Source organism: Devosia sp. 67-54, from assembly GCF_001899075.1.
Lineage (GTDB): Bacteria > Pseudomonadota > Alphaproteobacteria > Rhizobiales > Devosiaceae > Devosia_A.
In genome coordinates this window covers 1,111,940-1,127,836 of sequence record NZ_MKVA01000005.1, presented here as the reverse complement: position 1 = coordinate 1,127,836, position 15,897 = coordinate 1,111,940, and the positions used below count along the sequence as shown (strand labels likewise).

Annotated in this window: 19 protein-coding genes and 1 riboswitch; of the genes, 13 read left to right on the top strand and 6 right to left on the bottom strand. The window is 66.6% G+C overall.

Going from position 1 to position 15,897, the window contains the following annotated elements; genetic code table 11:
- Nucleotides 1-62 precede the first annotated feature (62 nt).
- The 6 genes from acpS to parC all read left to right on the top strand — a co-directional run bounded on the left by acpS (nucleotide 63) and on the right by parC (nucleotide 6,142).
- The gene (acpS, locus tag BGO82_RS10905) at nucleotides 63-464 is read left to right on the top strand and encodes a holo-ACP synthase (protein WP_291305578.1); all 402 of its coding nucleotides are present in this window, start codon (nucleotides 63-65) and stop codon (nucleotides 462-464) included.
- 94 nt (nucleotides 465-558) lie between these two features.
- The gene (gene lepB, locus BGO82_RS10900; protein WP_291305577.1) at nucleotides 559-1,350 is read left to right on the top strand and encodes a signal peptidase I; all 792 of its coding nucleotides are present in this window, start codon (nucleotides 559-561) and stop codon (nucleotides 1,348-1,350) included.
- Between the two features lie 12 nt (nucleotides 1,351-1,362).
- The gene (gene rnc, locus BGO82_RS10895; protein ID WP_291305576.1) at nucleotides 1,363-2,073 is read left to right on the top strand and encodes a ribonuclease III; all 711 of its coding nucleotides are present in this window, start codon (nucleotides 1,363-1,365) and stop codon (nucleotides 2,071-2,073) included.
- Nucleotides 2,070-2,987, top strand: a complete 918-nt coding sequence (era, locus tag BGO82_RS10890) for a GTPase Era (protein ID WP_291305575.1) — start codon at nucleotides 2,070-2,072, stop codon at nucleotides 2,985-2,987. The genes rnc and era overlap by 4 nt, the downstream gene beginning before the upstream one ends.
- Before the next feature lie 150 nt (nucleotides 2,988-3,137).
- Nucleotides 3,138-3,857, top strand: coding sequence for a DNA repair protein RecO (gene recO / locus BGO82_RS10885; RefSeq protein ID WP_291305574.1), 720 nt, complete (start codon nucleotides 3,138-3,140; stop codon nucleotides 3,855-3,857).
- 29 nt (nucleotides 3,858-3,886) lie between these two features.
- Nucleotides 3,887-6,142 (top strand): DNA topoisomerase IV subunit A, encoded by a 2,256-nt coding sequence (gene parC / locus BGO82_RS10880; RefSeq protein WP_291305573.1) that lies wholly within the window; start codon nucleotides 3,887-3,889, stop codon nucleotides 6,140-6,142.
- Between the two features lie 12 nt (nucleotides 6,143-6,154).
- Here the strand turns inward: parC and BGO82_RS10875 are convergent, their stop codons facing one another.
- The 3 genes from BGO82_RS10875 to hemB form a co-directional block, all read right to left on the bottom strand.
- Entirely contained in the window at nucleotides 6,155-7,153 is a 999-nt protein-coding gene (locus BGO82_RS10875) for an endonuclease/exonuclease/phosphatase family protein (protein ID WP_291305572.1), read from the bottom strand.
- An 8-nt stretch (nucleotides 7,154-7,161) separates the two neighbouring features.
- Entirely contained in the window at nucleotides 7,162-7,890 is a 729-nt protein-coding gene (locus BGO82_RS10870) for an arginyltransferase (protein WP_291305571.1), read from the bottom strand.
- Between the two features lie 68 nt (nucleotides 7,891-7,958).
- Nucleotides 7,959-8,966: a porphobilinogen synthase gene (gene hemB / locus BGO82_RS10865; RefSeq protein WP_291305570.1), complete on the bottom strand. Its 1,008-nt coding sequence runs from the start codon at nucleotides 8,964-8,966 to the stop codon at nucleotides 7,959-7,961.
- 73 nt (nucleotides 8,967-9,039) lie between these two features.
- Between hemB and BGO82_RS10860 the strand changes: the two genes are divergently transcribed.
- The 4 genes from BGO82_RS10860 to BGO82_RS10845 all read left to right on the top strand — a co-directional run bounded on the left by BGO82_RS10860 (nucleotide 9,040) and on the right by BGO82_RS10845 (nucleotide 11,957).
- Nucleotides 9,040-9,426, top strand: coding sequence for a DUF6163 family protein (locus tag BGO82_RS10860; protein WP_291305569.1), 387 nt, complete (start codon nucleotides 9,040-9,042; stop codon nucleotides 9,424-9,426).
- 196 nt (nucleotides 9,427-9,622) lie between these two features.
- Nucleotides 9,623-10,132 (top strand): winged helix DNA-binding protein, encoded by a 510-nt coding sequence (locus tag BGO82_RS10855; protein WP_291305568.1) that lies wholly within the window; start codon nucleotides 9,623-9,625, stop codon nucleotides 10,130-10,132.
- A 345-nt stretch (nucleotides 10,133-10,477) separates the two neighbouring features.
- A complete protein-coding gene (locus BGO82_RS10850; RefSeq protein ID WP_291305567.1) occupies nucleotides 10,478-11,746 on the top strand; it encodes a L,D-transpeptidase family protein in 1,269 nt (422 codons plus the stop codon).
- Nucleotide 11,747: 1 nt separating this feature from the next.
- Nucleotides 11,748-11,957, top strand: coding sequence for a serine hydroxymethyltransferase (locus BGO82_RS10845; protein ID WP_291305566.1), 210 nt, complete (start codon nucleotides 11,748-11,750; stop codon nucleotides 11,955-11,957).
- A 55-nt stretch (nucleotides 11,958-12,012) separates the two neighbouring features.
- Here BGO82_RS10845 and BGO82_RS10840 read toward each other — a convergent pair whose 3' ends face one another.
- Nucleotides 12,013-12,249: a BA14K family protein gene (locus BGO82_RS10840; RefSeq protein ID WP_291305565.1), complete on the bottom strand. Its 237-nt coding sequence runs from the start codon at nucleotides 12,247-12,249 to the stop codon at nucleotides 12,013-12,015.
- Between the two features lie 157 nt (nucleotides 12,250-12,406).
- Nucleotides 12,407-12,487: riboswitch (ZMP/ZTP riboswitch) on the top strand.
- 138 nt (nucleotides 12,488-12,625) lie between these two features.
- Between BGO82_RS10840 and glyA the strand changes: the two genes are divergently transcribed.
- From glyA to ribD, 3 genes are read left to right on the top strand one after another with little or no spacing between them, the layout of a single operon-like run.
- Complete coding sequence (glyA, locus tag BGO82_RS10835) at nucleotides 12,626-13,930, top strand: serine hydroxymethyltransferase (RefSeq protein ID WP_291305564.1); 1,305 nt, start codon at nucleotides 12,626-12,628, stop codon at nucleotides 13,928-13,930.
- 8 nt (nucleotides 13,931-13,938) lie between these two features.
- Entirely contained in the window at nucleotides 13,939-14,421 is a 483-nt protein-coding gene (gene nrdR, locus BGO82_RS10830; RefSeq protein WP_291305563.1) for a transcriptional regulator NrdR, read from the top strand.
- Nucleotides 14,418-15,509, top strand: a complete 1,092-nt coding sequence (ribD, locus tag BGO82_RS10825; protein WP_291305562.1) for a bifunctional diaminohydroxyphosphoribosylaminopyrimidine deaminase/5-amino-6-(5-phosphoribosylamino)uracil reductase RibD — start codon at nucleotides 14,418-14,420, stop codon at nucleotides 15,507-15,509. The genes nrdR and ribD overlap by 4 nt, the downstream gene beginning before the upstream one ends.
- Here ribD and BGO82_RS10820 read toward each other — a convergent pair whose 3' ends face one another.
- Together BGO82_RS10820 and BGO82_RS10815 are read right to left on the bottom strand one after the other, a co-directional pair.
- Nucleotides 15,510-15,635 carry a hypothetical protein gene (locus BGO82_RS10820; protein ID WP_291305561.1) on the bottom strand — a complete coding sequence of 42 codons (126 nt, stop codon included), beginning with the start codon at nucleotides 15,633-15,635 and terminating at the stop codon, nucleotides 15,510-15,512.
- Nucleotides 15,632-15,868 carry a hypothetical protein gene (locus tag BGO82_RS10815; protein WP_291305560.1) on the bottom strand — a complete coding sequence of 79 codons (237 nt, stop codon included), beginning with the start codon at nucleotides 15,866-15,868 and terminating at the stop codon, nucleotides 15,632-15,634. Before BGO82_RS10815 ends, BGO82_RS10820 begins: the two co-directional genes overlap by 4 nt.
- Nucleotides 15,869-15,897 lie beyond the last annotated feature (29 nt).

The window sequence follows — 15,897 nt, the reverse complement described above, 5'->3', positions numbered from 1 at the left end:
GCAGCAGGGGGCGCCGCGCCGCGGCGGGCGAGGGGGCCTTTCCCCGCCCTCCAGGTGCGCCCATGATCGTCGGGCTCGGCAACGACCTGTGCGATATTTCGCGCGTGCAGCAGGTGCTCGACCGCTACGGCGAGCGCTTCACCCAGCGCTGCTTCACCGAGATCGAGCGGCAGAAATCCGATCGCCGGGCGCAGCGCGCCGCCTCCTACGCCAAGCGCTTCGCCGCCAAGGAGGCCTGTTCGAAGGCGCTGGGCACCGGCATTTCCTGGGGCGTCTACTGGCGCGACATGGGCGTGGTGAACCTGCCCAGCGGCAAGCCGACGATGAAGCTCACCAATGGCGCCGCGAGGGCGCTGGCCCGCCTTGTTCCGGCCGGGCACGAACCACATATCCACCTGACCATCACCGACGACGGCGGCATGGCGCAGGCCTTCGTCATCATCGAGGCGCTGCCGGCCGGTTGACACTCGTGCGACCACAAGGATTCTTGAACGCGCTTGCCTTCAGGCGCCCCGAAGCCTAACCACAGCGCCCGCGAGGGCAGTGAGACAGGGTACAATGAGCGAGACCGCCACGACCAAGGCCGACAAGAAAGCCAAGAAGAACGAGCTCCGCGACACTGTCGTGGTGATCATCGAGGCGCTGCTGATTGCCCTGGTCTTCAGGACCTTCCTCTATCAGCCCTTCTCCATCCCCACCGCCTCCATGCAGTCGACGCTGATGATTGGCGATTACTTCGTCGCCAACAAATGGGTCTGGGGCCTGGGCAAGTATTCGTTCCCGATTCCGCTGCCATTCAACGGCCGTATCCTCGCCTTCAACGCGCCGGCGCGCGGCGACATCGTCGTCTTCCACAACGAGCCGACCAACGAGGACTACATCAAGCGCATCATCGGCCTGCCGGGCGACCGCATCCAGATGAAGCAGGGCCGCCTCTACATCAACGGCACCGAAGTCGAGCGCGAGCAGGTCGGCACCGGCGAGGACAAGGACAGTTACGACACCACCGTGCCGGTGATCATCTACAAGGAAACGCTGCCTGGCGGCGTCGTCCACTCCATCCAGGAGATCTCCGACGACCAGCCGCTCGACAACACCGCCGAATACGACGTGCCCGCCGGCCACTATTTCATGATGGGCGACAACCGCGACCGCTCCGCCGACAGCCGCGTGCTGAGCCAGGTGGGCTATGTGCCGGCCGGCAACCTCATCGGCAAGGCCGAGGCGCGCTTCTTCTCCATCAAGGACAACATTCCGCCGTGGCAGATCTGGCAGTGGCCGGCCAATATCCGCTGGGACCGCATGCTGCAGTCGGTCTACCAGACCTACACCACCACTCCGGCGCCGTAGCAGCGAGGCCGCATGAATCATAGGAGCAAGGGGCACGCTCAACTCGAGGCCCGGCTGGGCTACAAGTTCGCCGACCCCGACCTCCTCGACCGCGCGCTCACCCATTCGAGCGCCATCGCGCCGGCCAAGCGCGTGGCGCTGTCGTATCAGCGCCTCGAATTCCTCGGCGACCGCGTGCTCGGGCTGGTCGTCGCCGACATGCTCTACCGCCGCTTCCCCAAGGCCAATGAAGGCGACCTCAGCCGGTCGCTGAACGCCCTGGTGCGCAAGGAGACCTGCGCCATGATCGCGCGCGAGCTGAAGCTCGGCGGCGATCTCAACCTCGGCGACAGCGAGGCGCGCACCGGCGGCGCCGACAAGGACGCCATCCTCGGCGACGTCATCGAGGCGCTGCTCGGCGCGGTGTATATGGATGGCGGGCTCGGCCCGGCCTTCGAGATCATCGAGCGGCTGTTCGGCGAGCACATCGGCCAGTCCGGCACCGAGCGCGCCGACGCCAAGACCACGCTGCAGGAATGGGCACAGGGCAGGGGCCTCGAGCCGCCGGTGTATCAGGAGGTCGAGCGCACCGGCCCCGACCACGCTCCCGAGTTCACCATCGCCGTGCGGCTCGACGGCTTCGACCCGCTGACGGCCACCGGGCCGAGCAAGAAGCTGGCCGAGCACAAGGCAGCCGAGGCCTTCCTGGTGCGCGAAAAAGTCTGGCAGGGAGCCACATCGTGAACGACACGCCAGAGACCCCCGCCGACACCCGCTGCGGCTTCATCGCCCTGGTCGGCGCGCCCAACGCCGGCAAGTCGACGCTGCTCAACGCCCTGGTCGGCACCAAGGTGTCGATCGTCACCCACAAGGCGCAGACCACCCGCGCCCAGATCCGCGGCGTCGTCACCGAGGGCGAGGCGCAGATCGTGTTCATCGACACCCCGGGCATCTTCGCGCCGAAGCGCCGGCTCGATCGCGCCATGGTCGAGGCTGCCTGGACCGGCGCCGGCGATGCCGACATCGTGGCGCTGATCGTCGACGTCGAGCGCGGCGTGACCGCCGAGGTCGAGGCGCTGCTCGATGGCCTCGGGAACGTGCGCAATCCGCGCGTGCTGGTGCTCAACAAGATCGACCTGATCCCGCACGAAAAACTGCTCGGCCTCGCCGAGGCGCTCAACGCCCGGCTGAAATTCGAGGCCACCTTCATGCTCTCGGCGCTGCGCGGCTCGGGCGTCAAGGACTTCCTCGACTGGGCCGCCGCCCACATTCCGCCCGGTCCCTGGCACTTCCCCGAGGACCAGTTGACCGACCTGACGCTGGCGCTCACCGCCGCCGAGGTGACGCGCGAAAAGCTGTTCCTGCGCATCCACGACGAGATCCCCTACAACGTCACCGTCGAGACCGAGAAATTCACCGTCCAGCCGGACGGCTCCTACCGCATCGATCAGGTGATCTACGTCACCCGCGACACCCACAAGAAGATCGTTCTAGGCGCCGGCGGCCAGGCCATCAAGGCCATCGGTGCCGAGAGCCGCAAGGAGCTGATGCAGATCTTCGAGACCCCGGTGCATCTCTTCCTCTTCGTCAAGGTGCGCGAGAAATGGGGCGACGACCCCGAGCGCTACCGCGAAATGGGCCTGGGATGGACGAAGTGAGCCGGCTCGGAACGGGATGCCTGCGCTCCCTCCCCCCTTGCGGGGGAGGGCCGGGGAGGGGGGCAGCGCGCGCCGGCGGTGCATGTGGCCCCCACCCCCCAGCCCCCCCCCGCAGGGGGGAGGGGGACTCCTCCGCGCGTGCGGTGTCCCATGCAGTGGCAGGGTGAAGGCCTGCTGATCGGCGTGCGCCGGCACGGCGAATCCAGCGTCATCGCCGAGGTGATGGTGGCGAGCCGCGGCCGCACCCTCGGGCTGATCCGCGGCGGCCGTTCGAGCCGCCTCGCCGCCACGCTGCAGCCGGGCAACACCGTGCAGGTGAGCTGGCGCGCCCGGCTGGAAGAGCATCTCGGCACCTTCGCGGTCGAGCTCATCGATGCCCGTGCCGCCGACCTCATCGCCGACCGCACCCGTCTCTATGCGTGCCAGCTCCTGTGCGACCATCTGCGCCTGCTGCCCGAGCGCGATCCGCACGACCGGCTGCTGGCACTGGCCGTCGATGCGCTCGACGACGGCAAGGACGGCCACGCGCTCGCCGTCGAGCTCGCCCGCTTCGAGCTGACCCTGCTCGACGAGCTGGGCTTCGGTCTCGACCTCGCCGCCTGCGCCGCCACCGGCCGGACCACCGACCTGACCCACGTGTCGCCCAAGACCGGCCGCGCCGTCAGCCGCGACGCGGCGCAGCCCTACGCCGATCGCCTGCTGGCGCTGCCGGCCTTCCTCGTCGCCGATGCCGATGCCGGCCGCGCCGACCTCGCCGCGGCCTTCCGCCTCACCGGCCACTTCCTCCATCGCCACGTCTGGGACCCGCGCCAGCTCGACCCGCCGGCAGTCCGCGATGGTTTGATCGAGGCGCTGACCGATCCTGTATAGTCCGGCCATGATTCGTTCCGGACGACCCGATGCCTAAAAAGACCGATCCCGCTACCCTGCCGCCCGAGGACGATCCGGTCGTCGTCGACCTGCGCAAGGCGCTCGAGGAGCGCTACCTCAGCTACGCGCTCTCGACCATCACCCAGCGTGCGCTGCCCGACGCCCGCGACGGGCTGAAGCCGGTGCACCGGCGCATCCTGCACGGCATGCGGCTGCTGCGGCTCGATCCCGGCGGCGCCTACAAGAAATCGGCCAAGGTGGTCGGCGACGTGATGGGCTCGTTCCATCCGCATGGCGACCAGTCGATCTACGACGCGCTGGTGCGGCTCGCGCAGGACTTTTCCATGCGCTATCCGCTGGCCGACGGGCAGGGCAATTTCGGCAACATCGACGGCGATGCCGCCGCCGCCATGCGCTACACCGAAACGCGCATGACCGACGTCGCCATGCGCATGATGGAGGGGATGGCCGAGGACGCCGTCGACTTCAAGCCGAACTACGACGGCGCCGACCAGGAGCCGGTGGTGCTGCCGGCCAATTTCCCCAATCTGCTCGCCAATGGCGCCACCGGCATCGCCGTGGGCATGGCCACCTCCATCCCGCCGCACAATGTCGCCGAGCTGTGCGAGGCAGCGCTGCTGCTGATCAACAAGCCGCAGGCCAGCATCGAGGACCTCATGCAGCACGTGCCGGGCCCGGACTTTCCCACCGGCGGCGTGCTGGTCGAGCCGAAGGCGTCGGTGCTGGAAGCCTATTCTACCGGGCGCGGCTCGTTCCGCCTGCGCGCCCGCTGGCACCGCGAGGACAAGGGGCGCGGCGTCTACCAGCTGATCGTCAGCGAGATTCCCTACGGCGTACAGAAGTCCAGGCTGATCGAAAAGATCGCCGAGCTGCTGCTCGCCAAGAAGCTGCCGCTGCTCAAGGATATCCGCGACGAGAGCGCCGACGACATCCGCGTCGTGCTCGAGCCGCGCGCCGGCACGGTCGAGCCGGCGGTGCTGATGGAGCAATTGTTCAAGGTCACCGACCTCGAGCAGCGCATCCCGCTCAACATGAACGTGCTAGATCGTGGCACAATTCCACGGGTGATGGGCCTCGGCGAAGCGCTGCGCGCCTGGCTCGAACACCGCAAGGACGTGCTCGTCCGCCGCACCCAGCATCGGCTCGAGCAGATCGCCCGCCGCCTCGAAGTGCTCGACGGCTACATCGTCGCCTACCTAAACCTCGATGAGGTGATCCGCATCATCCGCGAGGAGGACGATCCCAAGGCGCGGCTGATGAAGCGCTTCAAGCTCACCGACAACCAGGCCGAGGCCATCCTCAACATGCGCCTGCGCTCGCTGCGCAAGCTCGAGGAGATCGAGCTGCGCACCGAGCACAAGCAGTTGAGCGAGGAGCAGGCGCACCTGACCGGCCTGCTCGGTTCCGACAAGAAGCAATGGGGCGAGATCACCAAGCAGATCGGCGAGCTCAAGAAGGTCTACGGCAAGGACACCGTTCTAGGCCGCCGCAAGACCGAATTCGCCGATGCCCCGCATGCCGACTTCGCCGAAGAGGCCGAGGCCGCCTTCATCGAGCGCGAGCCCATCACCGTGATCCTCTCGGAGAAGGGCTGGATCCGCACCATGAAGGGCCACGCCGCCGAGATCGACGACAAGGGCTTCAAGGCCGGCGACCGGCTGAAGGTGGCGCTCCACGCCGAAACCACCGACAAGCTGCTGCTGCTCTCCACCGCCGGCAAGGTCTACACGCTGGCGCCCGACAGGCTGCCGGGCGGCCGCGGGCAGGGCGAACCGCTGCGCCTGATGGTCGACCTCGAGGAGGGGCAGGATTTCGTCGATCTGTTCGTCCATCGCCCGGGCGCAAGGCGCCTCATCGCTTCGTCGGTGGGCAACGGCTTCCTCGTCGCCGAGGACGAGCTGATCGCCAATACCCGCAAGGGCAAGCAGGTGCTCAACGTCTCGGGCAGCGAGGAGGCCAAGCTCATCGTGCCGGCCGCGGGCGACACCGTCGCGGTGATCGGCGAGAACCGCAAGATGCTCATCTTTCCCGCCTCCGAGCTGCCGGAGATGGCGCGCGGCAAGGGCGTGCGCCTGCAGAAATACAAGGATGGCGGCATCTCCGACGCCAAGCTGTTCAACGCCTCCGAGGGCCTGAGCTGGGTGGATTCGTCCGGCCGCACCTTTACCAAGAGCATGGCCGAGATGCGCGACTGGCTCGGCGACCGCGCCCAGGCCGGCCGCCAGCCCCCCACCGGCTTCCCGCGCAACAACAAGTTCGGCTAGAATCGTATTCGCTTACTTCCCCACCGCGAACGTAAACACCACCGGCAGATGGTCGCTGCCGGTGTCCGCGCCGCGATGCAGCTCCGTCACGGTGATGCCGCGCTCGAACACCTGGTCGAGCGGCAGGAACGGCGTCAGCCGCAGCAGCCCGCTGCGCGACACCTTGCGCGGCACGGTGATGGCGACGGGGTAGGTCACGAGGTTGCGCGTTTCGCGGGTGAGCCCGGTCGCCGCCTCGAACCGCTTCATGGCGTAGGAATAGGGCGTCGAGTTGAAATCGCCCACCACCAGCAGCGGCCCCTTGATGGCGTTGGCGGCCGCTTCGGCGGCCTCGAACTCCTCGCGTTGCCGGTCGATCGGGAACGGCCAGTCCATATGCGTCGTCATCACCGAAAAATGCGTGCCGTCGCTTAGCGTGAAGCCGGCGATGATGTGGGCCGTGCGCTGCTTGCCATAGGCGTCGCTCGGGCAGTCGGTCGCGCTCATTTCCTTGTCGAACGGCAGCTTCGAATAGAGGCCGAGATTGGCGCGCTTGCCGCCCTGGCAACGCACCGAGTACGGATATTTCGGCTTCAGCAGCCCGTCGAGCGCCATCTGCTCGGGGAAATATTCCTGCAGCGCCACGATGTCCGGGTCCTCGGCGAAGATCGCCTTGGCCATGCGCTGCATGTCGTAATTGAGCCCGAATACATTGTGCGTCATCAGCTTCAGCGTCGGCGTACCGGCCGCCACCGCCGGCCGCGGGCCGAGGCTCGACAGCCATTCCGGTACGTAGGTCCAGCCCGAGGCGCACAGGCCGAGGAACGCCAGCAGCACCGCCCAGCGCCGCATGCGGACGATCAGCGCCAGGATCAGCGCCGCGAGCGTCCCGAAGAACAACAGCAATTGCAGGTGGTTGAGGATATCGAGCGGCGCCAGCAGCGAGCCGAAGATGGCCAGGATCGCCGGCACCGCGGTCACAACGATCAGGAGCGCCACCGCGAGGCGCAGGACACCGAGTACAAAGCGCAAGAGAACTCTCAGTCGAGGCGGCGCCAGCCCAGGGGCCCGCGCTGCACTTCCAGCGGACGGAATTCCCCCTTGTACGCCATCTTCGGCGAATCCTCGACCCAGTAGCCCAGATACACATAGCTGAGCCCGGCGAGCCGCACCTGCCGCACGTGGTCGAGGATCAGCAGGTTGCCGAGGCCGCGCCGGCTGAGCTCGGGCGCAAAGAACGAATACACCATGCTGAGCCCGTCCGGCATCACGTCGGTCAGCGCCACCGCGCACAGCGGCTTGTCCGGATGGCTGCCCAGCCGGTACTCGACCAGCACCGTCTGCACCGGCGTGTCTTCGACCATGTATTCGTAGTCGACGAAGTTCATCGCGGTCATGCCGCCGCCGGTGTGGCGCGCCTCGAGATAGCGCTTGAACAGCGCAAACTGCTCGGCGGTGGCGCGCGGCTGCCGCACCTCCACCTCGATGTCGGCATTGAGCTTGAGGATGCGGCGATAGCGCGCCGTGGTCTCGAACTCGCGGGCCACGATGCGCACCGACTGGCACGCGGCGCAGCCCTCGCAGGCGGGCCTGTAGATGAGATTCTGGCTGCGCCGGAAGCCGTTGTCGCTCAGGAGCGCATGCAGCGACGCCGCGCGCCGGCCGGTGAGGTGCGTGAACAGCTTCCGCTCCTGCTTGCCGGGCAGGTACGGGCACGGCATCGGGGCCGTGAGGAATAGCTGGGTGTTTTCGGGTGTCTGGTCCGTCATCGCCGCTCGCGCCTGGGGCAAGCTTATGCCGGGCCGACTCCGAGGGCAAATGCAAATGCCGGACGAGGTCAGCCCAAAAGCCGCGCCGCCTCGAGCGCGAAATAGGTGAGGATGCCCTTGGCGCCGGCGCGCTTGAACGCCCACAGCGATTCCAGCATCGCCGCCTTCCCGTCGATCGCCCCGGCGTCGCCGGCGAGGCGGATCATCGCGTATTCGCCGCTCACCTGGTAGACGAACACCGGCACGTTGAAGCTCTCGCGCACCCGCCGCACGATATCGAGATACGGCATGCCCGGCTTCACCATCACCATGTCGGCGCCTTCCTCGAGATCCTGCGCCACTTCGCGCAGCGCCTCGTCGGTATTGGCGTAGTCGAGCTGGTAGGTCTTCTTGTCGCCCAACAGCCGCTTGCCCGAGCCCACGGCCTCGCGGAACGGCCCGTAATAGGCCGAGGCGAACTTGGCCGAATACGCCATGATCGCCACCTGTTCGTGTCCCGCCGCGTCGAGCTCCTGCCGGATCGCCGCGACGCGGCCATCCATCATGTCCGAGGGCGCGATGATGTCGGCCCCGGCTGCCGCCTGCACCAGCGCCGAACGGACCATGGCCGCCACCGTCTCGTCGTTGAGGATTTCGCCGTCGCGCACCAGCCCGTCCTGGCCGTCCGATGAATATTCGTCGAGCGCCACGTCGGCGATCAGCCCGATCTCCGGCACCGCGTCCTTGATGGCCCGCAGCGCCCGGCACATCAGATTGTCCGGATTGTAGGCTTCGCTGCCATCGGGATTGCGCAACGCGTCCGGCGTGTTCGGAAACAGCGCCAGCGCCGGGATGCCGGCCGCCGCCGCCTCCTTTGCCGCCTTGACCGCAAGGTCGACGCTCAGCCGCTCGACCCCGGGCATGGTTCTGATCTGCGTGCGCTCGTTCTGTCCGTCGATGACGAACAGCGGCCAGATGAAATCGGCCGGCGTCAGCGCCGTCTCGCGCACCAGATCGCGCATCCACGCCGTCCGCCGCAGCCGCCGCTGCCGGCGGCCGTTGAGGAAATCCATGTCGTATCGGGGCCAGTCGCTCATGGCCGGCCTCATACCAGCCGGGCGTCCTCTTTAGAAGATGACACCCCACGGCCTTGGCGATAATGCTGCCGGCATGGACTTCAAATCCCCGATTGCCGGCCGCTATGTGCGCATCGTCGCGATCATTGCGCTGCTGCTCGGGCTCAACGACGCCTCGCGGCTGCTGGGGGTGTCGACCGGGGCGCAGAGCCCGATCCAGATCCTCGGCGTCACCGGCTTCGTCTGGCTGTCGGTGTTTGCGCTGGCGCAGCTGTTTGCCTCCGTCGGCCTGTGGATACGCGCCAGTTGGGGCGCCGTGCTGCTGGTCGGCTCCACGGTGCTAGAGCTCGGCATGTATCTGATGGGCAACCACGACATCCAGATGAGCGCCATCGGCTTTGCCGTGCGCCTGGTATTGCTGGTGTCGATCGTCTTGGTGCTGGTGCTGAGCCTGCGGTTCCGCGAACGGGCGCACGACTAGAGCAAAGTAAGCGGAAAGGCTCTGTTTAGCTTACCGTTTTCTGCACTTCGGTAACCCCTCGTAAAGCCAAAATCCCGAACTTTTTCAGTAAGATAGTCTTAAGTGTGCGGCTTAAGTCGATCTTATTCGGGTGTGGCTAAGTTGCGTCCTATGAGAGGCGATCAATCGCCCGGACCACAGGAACAGTGAGGCAACAATGGCAACCAAATCCAATGCCGTCGAGGCAGAGGCGCCGGGCAGTGCGGGCCGCCTGAAGCCGCAATATCTCGAGGCCGTCAGCCGTGTGGAGCGGCTGCATCGCCGGCTGCTCGATCTCATCAAGGATGAGTTCGACCGCATGGGCTGGGACGACATCAATCCGGTCCAGGCGCTGCTGATGTTCAACATCGGCGACGCCGAAATGACCGCCGGCGAGCTGCGTTCGCGCGGCTACTACCTGGGCAGCAACGTCTCGTACAACCTGAAAAAACTGGTGGAAACCGGCTACATCTTTCAGGAACGTTCTCGCGCAGACCGCCGCTCCGTCCGCATTCGTCTGACGCCCAAGGGCGAAGAAGTCGCCGAAGTCATCGACGAGCTCTACGAGCGCCACCTCAAGTCGATCGACAAGGTCGGCGGCCTCGACGAGGGCGCCTTCGAAAGCCTCAACAAGGCGCTGGGCCGGCTGGAGCGCTTCTGGGTCGACCAGATCCTCTACAAGCTCTGATACACATACAGCGTCTGGCCGACCAATCCCTTAGGATCGGTCGGCCAGAGCGCAAACACACAGCGGTTGGCCGAGCGAGCCTTCTTGGGATCGGTCGGCCAGAGCGCAGGCAAGCAATGTGGCCCTCGGGCCACATTCGCCCAGCAAACGCCGGCCAATGCGCCGGCGTTTCTTATTTGTGCCGCAAAGCCCCTTAGAAACTCCGTCGTCGCGGCGTCCCCTCCGGCCGGTTCATTGCGTTTGGCGTATCCGAGGTTCACGGCACATTGTGTTGTGGCCGAAGCGGCGAGGGTGGTATTTTTGCCGCCCGCGGACGGCTGCCCTCGTGAATGAATTGGTGATCGTATGACTTTGACCCGGCGCAAGCTTCTGTCCTCGGCCGCCGCCTTTGGCGTGGCCGCCGCCTTCGCCCCGGCTGCCCGCGCCGACGGGGATTCCGACTCGATCTGGGATATCCTCGCCCGCAATGCGCGGATGAAATCGGTCGATGTCGACAAGAACACCGCGGCGGCGCTGGCGGCCATCGATACGCCCGAGCCGATCCTCAGCTTCGACACTGCCAACAACATCCAGGACGCCATCGCCTACTACACCCAGGTGGTGCAGCAGGGCGGCTGGGAGCAGCCGTCGCGCCAGACCTTCGGCCTGTCGCTGGGCAAGGACGGCCGCGCCGTCATCGACCTCAAGCGCCATCTGATCCTGGTCGGGGACATGCCCAACGCCAAGCGCGTCGACACCAGCTTCGGCGACGACCTCGATCTCGCCGTCCGCAAGTTCCAGGTGCGCCACGGCATCATTCCCAACGGCAAGATCGACGAGCCGACCTTCTACGCGCTGCAGGTGACCGCCCAGCAGCGCCTCAGCCAGCTGCAGCTCAACCTGCAGCGCGTGCAGCAGACCGCCGGCAGCCTGACCTCGGACCGCTATGTGGTGGTGAACATCCCCGCGGCCTCGATCGAAGCGGTGGAGGTGGGGCAGGTGGCCCAGCGCCACACCGCCGTGGTCGGCCGCATCGACCGCCCGACCCCGATCCTCGATTCCAAGATCCAGCAGATCAACTTCAATCCGTACTGGCACGTCCCCAAGAGCCTGATCGAAAAGGACCTGATCAAGTACATGAACGACGATCCGCAGTACCTGACCAAGTTCAAGATCCATATCTACGACAGCAAGGGCAACGAGCTGCAGCCGACCGACATCGACTGGCACACCGACGAGGCGGTGAACTACATGTTCCGCCAGGAGCCGGGCGCCGAGAATTCGATGGGGCACTGCAAGATCAACTTCCCCAACAAGTTCGACGTCTATCTGCACGACACCCCGTCGAAATCGCTGTTCGCCGAGAATGCGCGCTTCCATTCGTCGGGCTGCGTGCGCGTCGAGGGCGTCGACGAATTGGTGACCTGGCTGCTCGGCCCCAATGGCGGCTGGGACGAGACGGCGGTCGAGGCGGTGTTCAACTCCAACGAGCGGCTCGACGTGAACCTCAAGCAGGCGACCCCGATCCACACCACCTATGTCAGCGCCTGGGCCAACCGGAACGGCATCGTCAGCTTCCGCGACGACGTCTACCAGTTCGACAGCCGGGGCCTGATCGACACCACCACCGCCTGAGGTGGCGCCCGGAGGCGGCAGCGGCAGCGCTTCCGGCGAGGGCGAAATCTATTTCGAGTTCACCCAGATCGGTGGCCAGATGCGCGTCGCCGCCATCGATGCCCGCACCGGCATCGAGGTCATCGTCATCGCGCCTTTGGCCGCCACGCAAATCCAGATGCAGCAATTGGCGCTGGCCAAGCTCAGGCGGCGCCTGCAGCGCGACGCTTAGGCCGGCGAAAAGCAAAGGCCCGCCGAAGCGGGCCCTTGAGCTGGACGCGACCGGCTTAGAGCCGGCAATCGTGCCACTTGTAGTCGCGGCTGCTCAGATACATTCCCGTATCGGGATTGTACGAGCGGTACTTGGCCGCGCAGGCGGTGTCGTGATCGGTGGCCTGGGCGCTGATCACCACGTCGCTGCGATGGTGGTCCCAGACGTCCGAGTTGCTGACCACGGCCGCTGTCCCGATGCCGGTCCAGAAACTGCCGATCAGCAGGGCGGCCACGAGGGGGGATACGAACATTGTGATCTCCTTGGTTTTCTTGTTGGTTTGGCAGAGCCGAGCCCGGCGTGCCGCGCGTCGGGCGGCCTTGCGTCACCTGATGTCGTCGCTAACTCGCAAGCCGCCGCATCGTTCCGGGGCGAGGCCTTCCGCCGCAGCCCGGTTTCGTCCATAATCGGCCGGTTCGCGCGACTGGCGAGAAAGATGGGCCACCATCGGGGAACGCGAACGGTTTCCGCCGCTCGCCTGGGCACCCACTCGAACCTGAAGGGAGCCCTATGCCAGCCATCATCCCCCCACTTTTTGAGGCTGCCGCCGGCCTTGGAATCGCCGCTCGGCACATGATAAAGCCGGGCACTCGCCGGACCTGTCCGCCCTCTCACCACGGGGAACGCCCATGAGCGCCGCCGCGTCACTTCCGCTGTTTCCGAACTTCTTTTCAGCGACCCTTGCCGAGTCCGATCCCGAGATCGCCGAAGCGATCCGCAACGAGCTCGGCCGCCAGCAGCACGAGATCGAGCTGATCGCCTCTGAGAACATCGTCAGCAAGGCGGTGCTCGAGGCGCAGGGCTCGATCATGACCAACAAATATGCCGAGGGCTATCCCGGCAAGCGCTACTATGGCGGCTGCCAATACGTCGACGTCGCGGAAAATCTCGCCATCGCGCGCGCCAAGCAGCTCTTCGGCGCCGGGTTCGCCAACGTGCAGCCGAACTCCGGCAGCCAGATGAACCAGGCGGTGTTTCTCGCGCTGCTGCAGCCGGGCGACACCTTCATGGGCCTCGACCTCAATTCCGGCGGCCACCTCACGCATGGCTCGCCGGTCAACATGTCGGGCAAATGGTTCAAGGTCGTCTCCTACGGCGTCCGCAAGGACGACCATCTGCTCGACATGGACGAGGTCGAGCGCAAGGCGCACGAGCACAAGCCCAAGCTGATCCTCGCCGGCGGCACCGCCTATTCGCGCATTTGGGACTGGAAGCGCTTCCGCGAGATCGCCGACTCCATCGGCGCCTACCTGATGGTCGACATGGCGCACATCGCCGGCCTCGTCGCCGGTGGCGTCCATCCCTCGCCGGTGCCGCACGCCCATGTGGTGACCACCACCACGCACAAGAGCTTGCGCGGCCCGCGCGGCGGCATGATCCTCACCAATGACGAGGATATCGCCAAGAAGATCAACTCGGCGGTGTTCCCCGGCCTGCAGGGCGGCCCGCTGATGCACGTCATCGCCGCCAAGGCGGTGGCGCTGAAGGAGGCGCTGCAGCCCGAGTTCAAGGCCTATGCCCGGCAGGTCGTCGCCAATGCCAAGGCGCTGTCGTCGGCGCTGATCGAGCATGGCCTCGACGTCGTTTCGGGCGGCACCGACAACCACCTGATGCTGGTCGACCTGCGGCCCAAGAACGCCACCGGCAAGCGCGCCGAGGCGGCGCTCGGCCGCGCCAACATCACCTGCAACAAGAACGGCATTCCGTTCGACCCGGAAAAGCCGTTCGTCACCTCGGGCGTGCGCCTCGGCACTCCGGCCGGCACCACCCGCGGCTTCGGCGAAGCCGAGTTCCGCCTCATCGGCCAGTACATCGTCGAGGTGCTGGACGGCCTGCGCGAGGCCAACTCCGACGACGGCAACGCCGCCGTCGAAGCTGCGGTGCGCGACAAGGTGCGGGCGCTCACCGCGCGCTTCCCGATCTATCAGGATTGAGCCGGTAGATGCGCTGCCCCTACTGCGGAAATGACGACACGCAGGTCAAGGACAGCCGTCCGACCGACGATTCGAGCGCCATTCGCCGCCGCCGCATCTGCCCCAGTTGCGGCGGCCGCTTCACCACCTTTGAGCGCGTGCAGCTGCGCGAGCTGACGGTGATCAAGAAGTCGGGCCGCAAGGTCCCCTTCGATCGCGACAAGCTGGCGCGCTCGGTCAACACGGCGCTGCGCAAGCGCGCTGTCGAGCCCGAGCGGGTCGAGCGCCTGATCTCCGGCGTCGTGCGCCAGCTCGAAAGCCTGGGCGAGGTGGAGATCACCTCCGACCAGATCGGCGAGTTCGTCATGGAAGGGCTCAAGAACCTCGACGACGTCGCCTTCGTGCGCTTCGCCTCGGTGTACAAGAACTTCGGCAAGGCCGACGACTTCCGCTCGTTCCTGAGCGAGCTCAGGAACGGCGAGCTGCCCACGCTGGGCGAAGACGACGATTGACCGACGGCGCGTCCGACCGGCGCTGGCTCGATGCCGCCGCGCGCCTCGCGAGCAGTGCGCTCGGTTCGACCGGCGCGGCGCCCACCGTCGGCGCGCTGGTCGTCGATCCCGGCCGGCAATTGCTGTTCGGCCGCGCCGCGACGCCGCCCCGCGGCTCGGACCCGGCGGAGCTGCTGGCGCTGTCCGAGGCGAGAGGCATGACGGAGGGCCGCACGCTCTACGTCACGCTCGAGCCGGCGGCGCACTACACCAGCCATGCGCCCATCACCGACGCCATCCTCGAATTCGGCATCGGCCGTGTCGTCGCCGGCATGCTCGATCCCGATCCGCAGCGCGCGGGGCAGGGGCTCGCCGCGCTCGCCGAAGCGGGCATTGAGGCCGTGCATCTCGATCATGCCCCGTCGCGGCTGCTGAACGAGGGCTACACGACGCGCATCACCAAGGGCCGGCCCTTCGTCACCCTCAAGCTGTCGCTGAGCGCCGACGGCATGGTCGGCTATGCCGCGCCCGGCAGCGACACCCTGCTCGGCGCCGAGGCGCTGCGCTTCATCGAGCGCGAACGCGCCGCCGCCGACGCGATCCTTTCGGGCGCCGCCCGGGCCGAGATCGAGGACAATGACCTGCGCATCCACCTCGATGGCCTCGAGGGCAGGGGCGCGCTTCGCGTCATCCTCGCCGGCGCGCGGGACATCGATCTGCGGCGCGAGTTGTTCGCAGCCGTCTCGGGCATTCCCATTGTCGTCTTCACCACGCCGGAGCGGCCGCTGACCCTGCGTCCCGGCGTCGAGGTGATAGCGGTCGAAGGCCGCCACGGCCGCCCGGACCTGCGGCAGGTCCTGTCGATCCTGGGCGATCGCGGCATCAACCGCCTGTTCGTCGAAGCCGGCGCCAGGCTGGCGGAATCCTTCATCGCCGGCGAGCTGGTCGATCGCCTGCACATCATCGACACGCCGGTCGAGCTGGGCCGTTCCGGCGTGCCCGCGGCGCTGCTCGGCAGCTTCGCCGACCGCATTGCCGCAGCGCGATTTTCGCAGGTTGACCGCCGCGCGCTGGGCGAAGACAAGGTGCGCACTCTCGAGCGCCGCTAGCTATTCCGCTGCGCTGCGATGCCGGCCGCCGTCGCGACGCCTGTCTCGCCAGGAGAGATAGCTCGCCACGGCGATCACCACGCCCACCACGAAGGGCGCCCAAAGCCAGAGGATCAGTGTCGTCATAGGCGATCCAGTCCATTGAACTGTCGACGCGCCACCAAATGTAGCACAACGCCGAGAGCCAGGCCAAACGTGCTCAGCCCGAGCAGGTTTACGGGCGAAGCGTTCGCCGGTAAATTTCCCAAGCCTATCGCCACATAGGGTGCGATCAGCGCGCTGAGAATGGTGCCGGAGGCCAAGGCGTTGAGCAGGTTGGCCGTGAGCTTGAGTCGCTCCTTGTCTGCTTCCGTCGACATTCTGCTCCCCCGATGCAGCATCCACATTC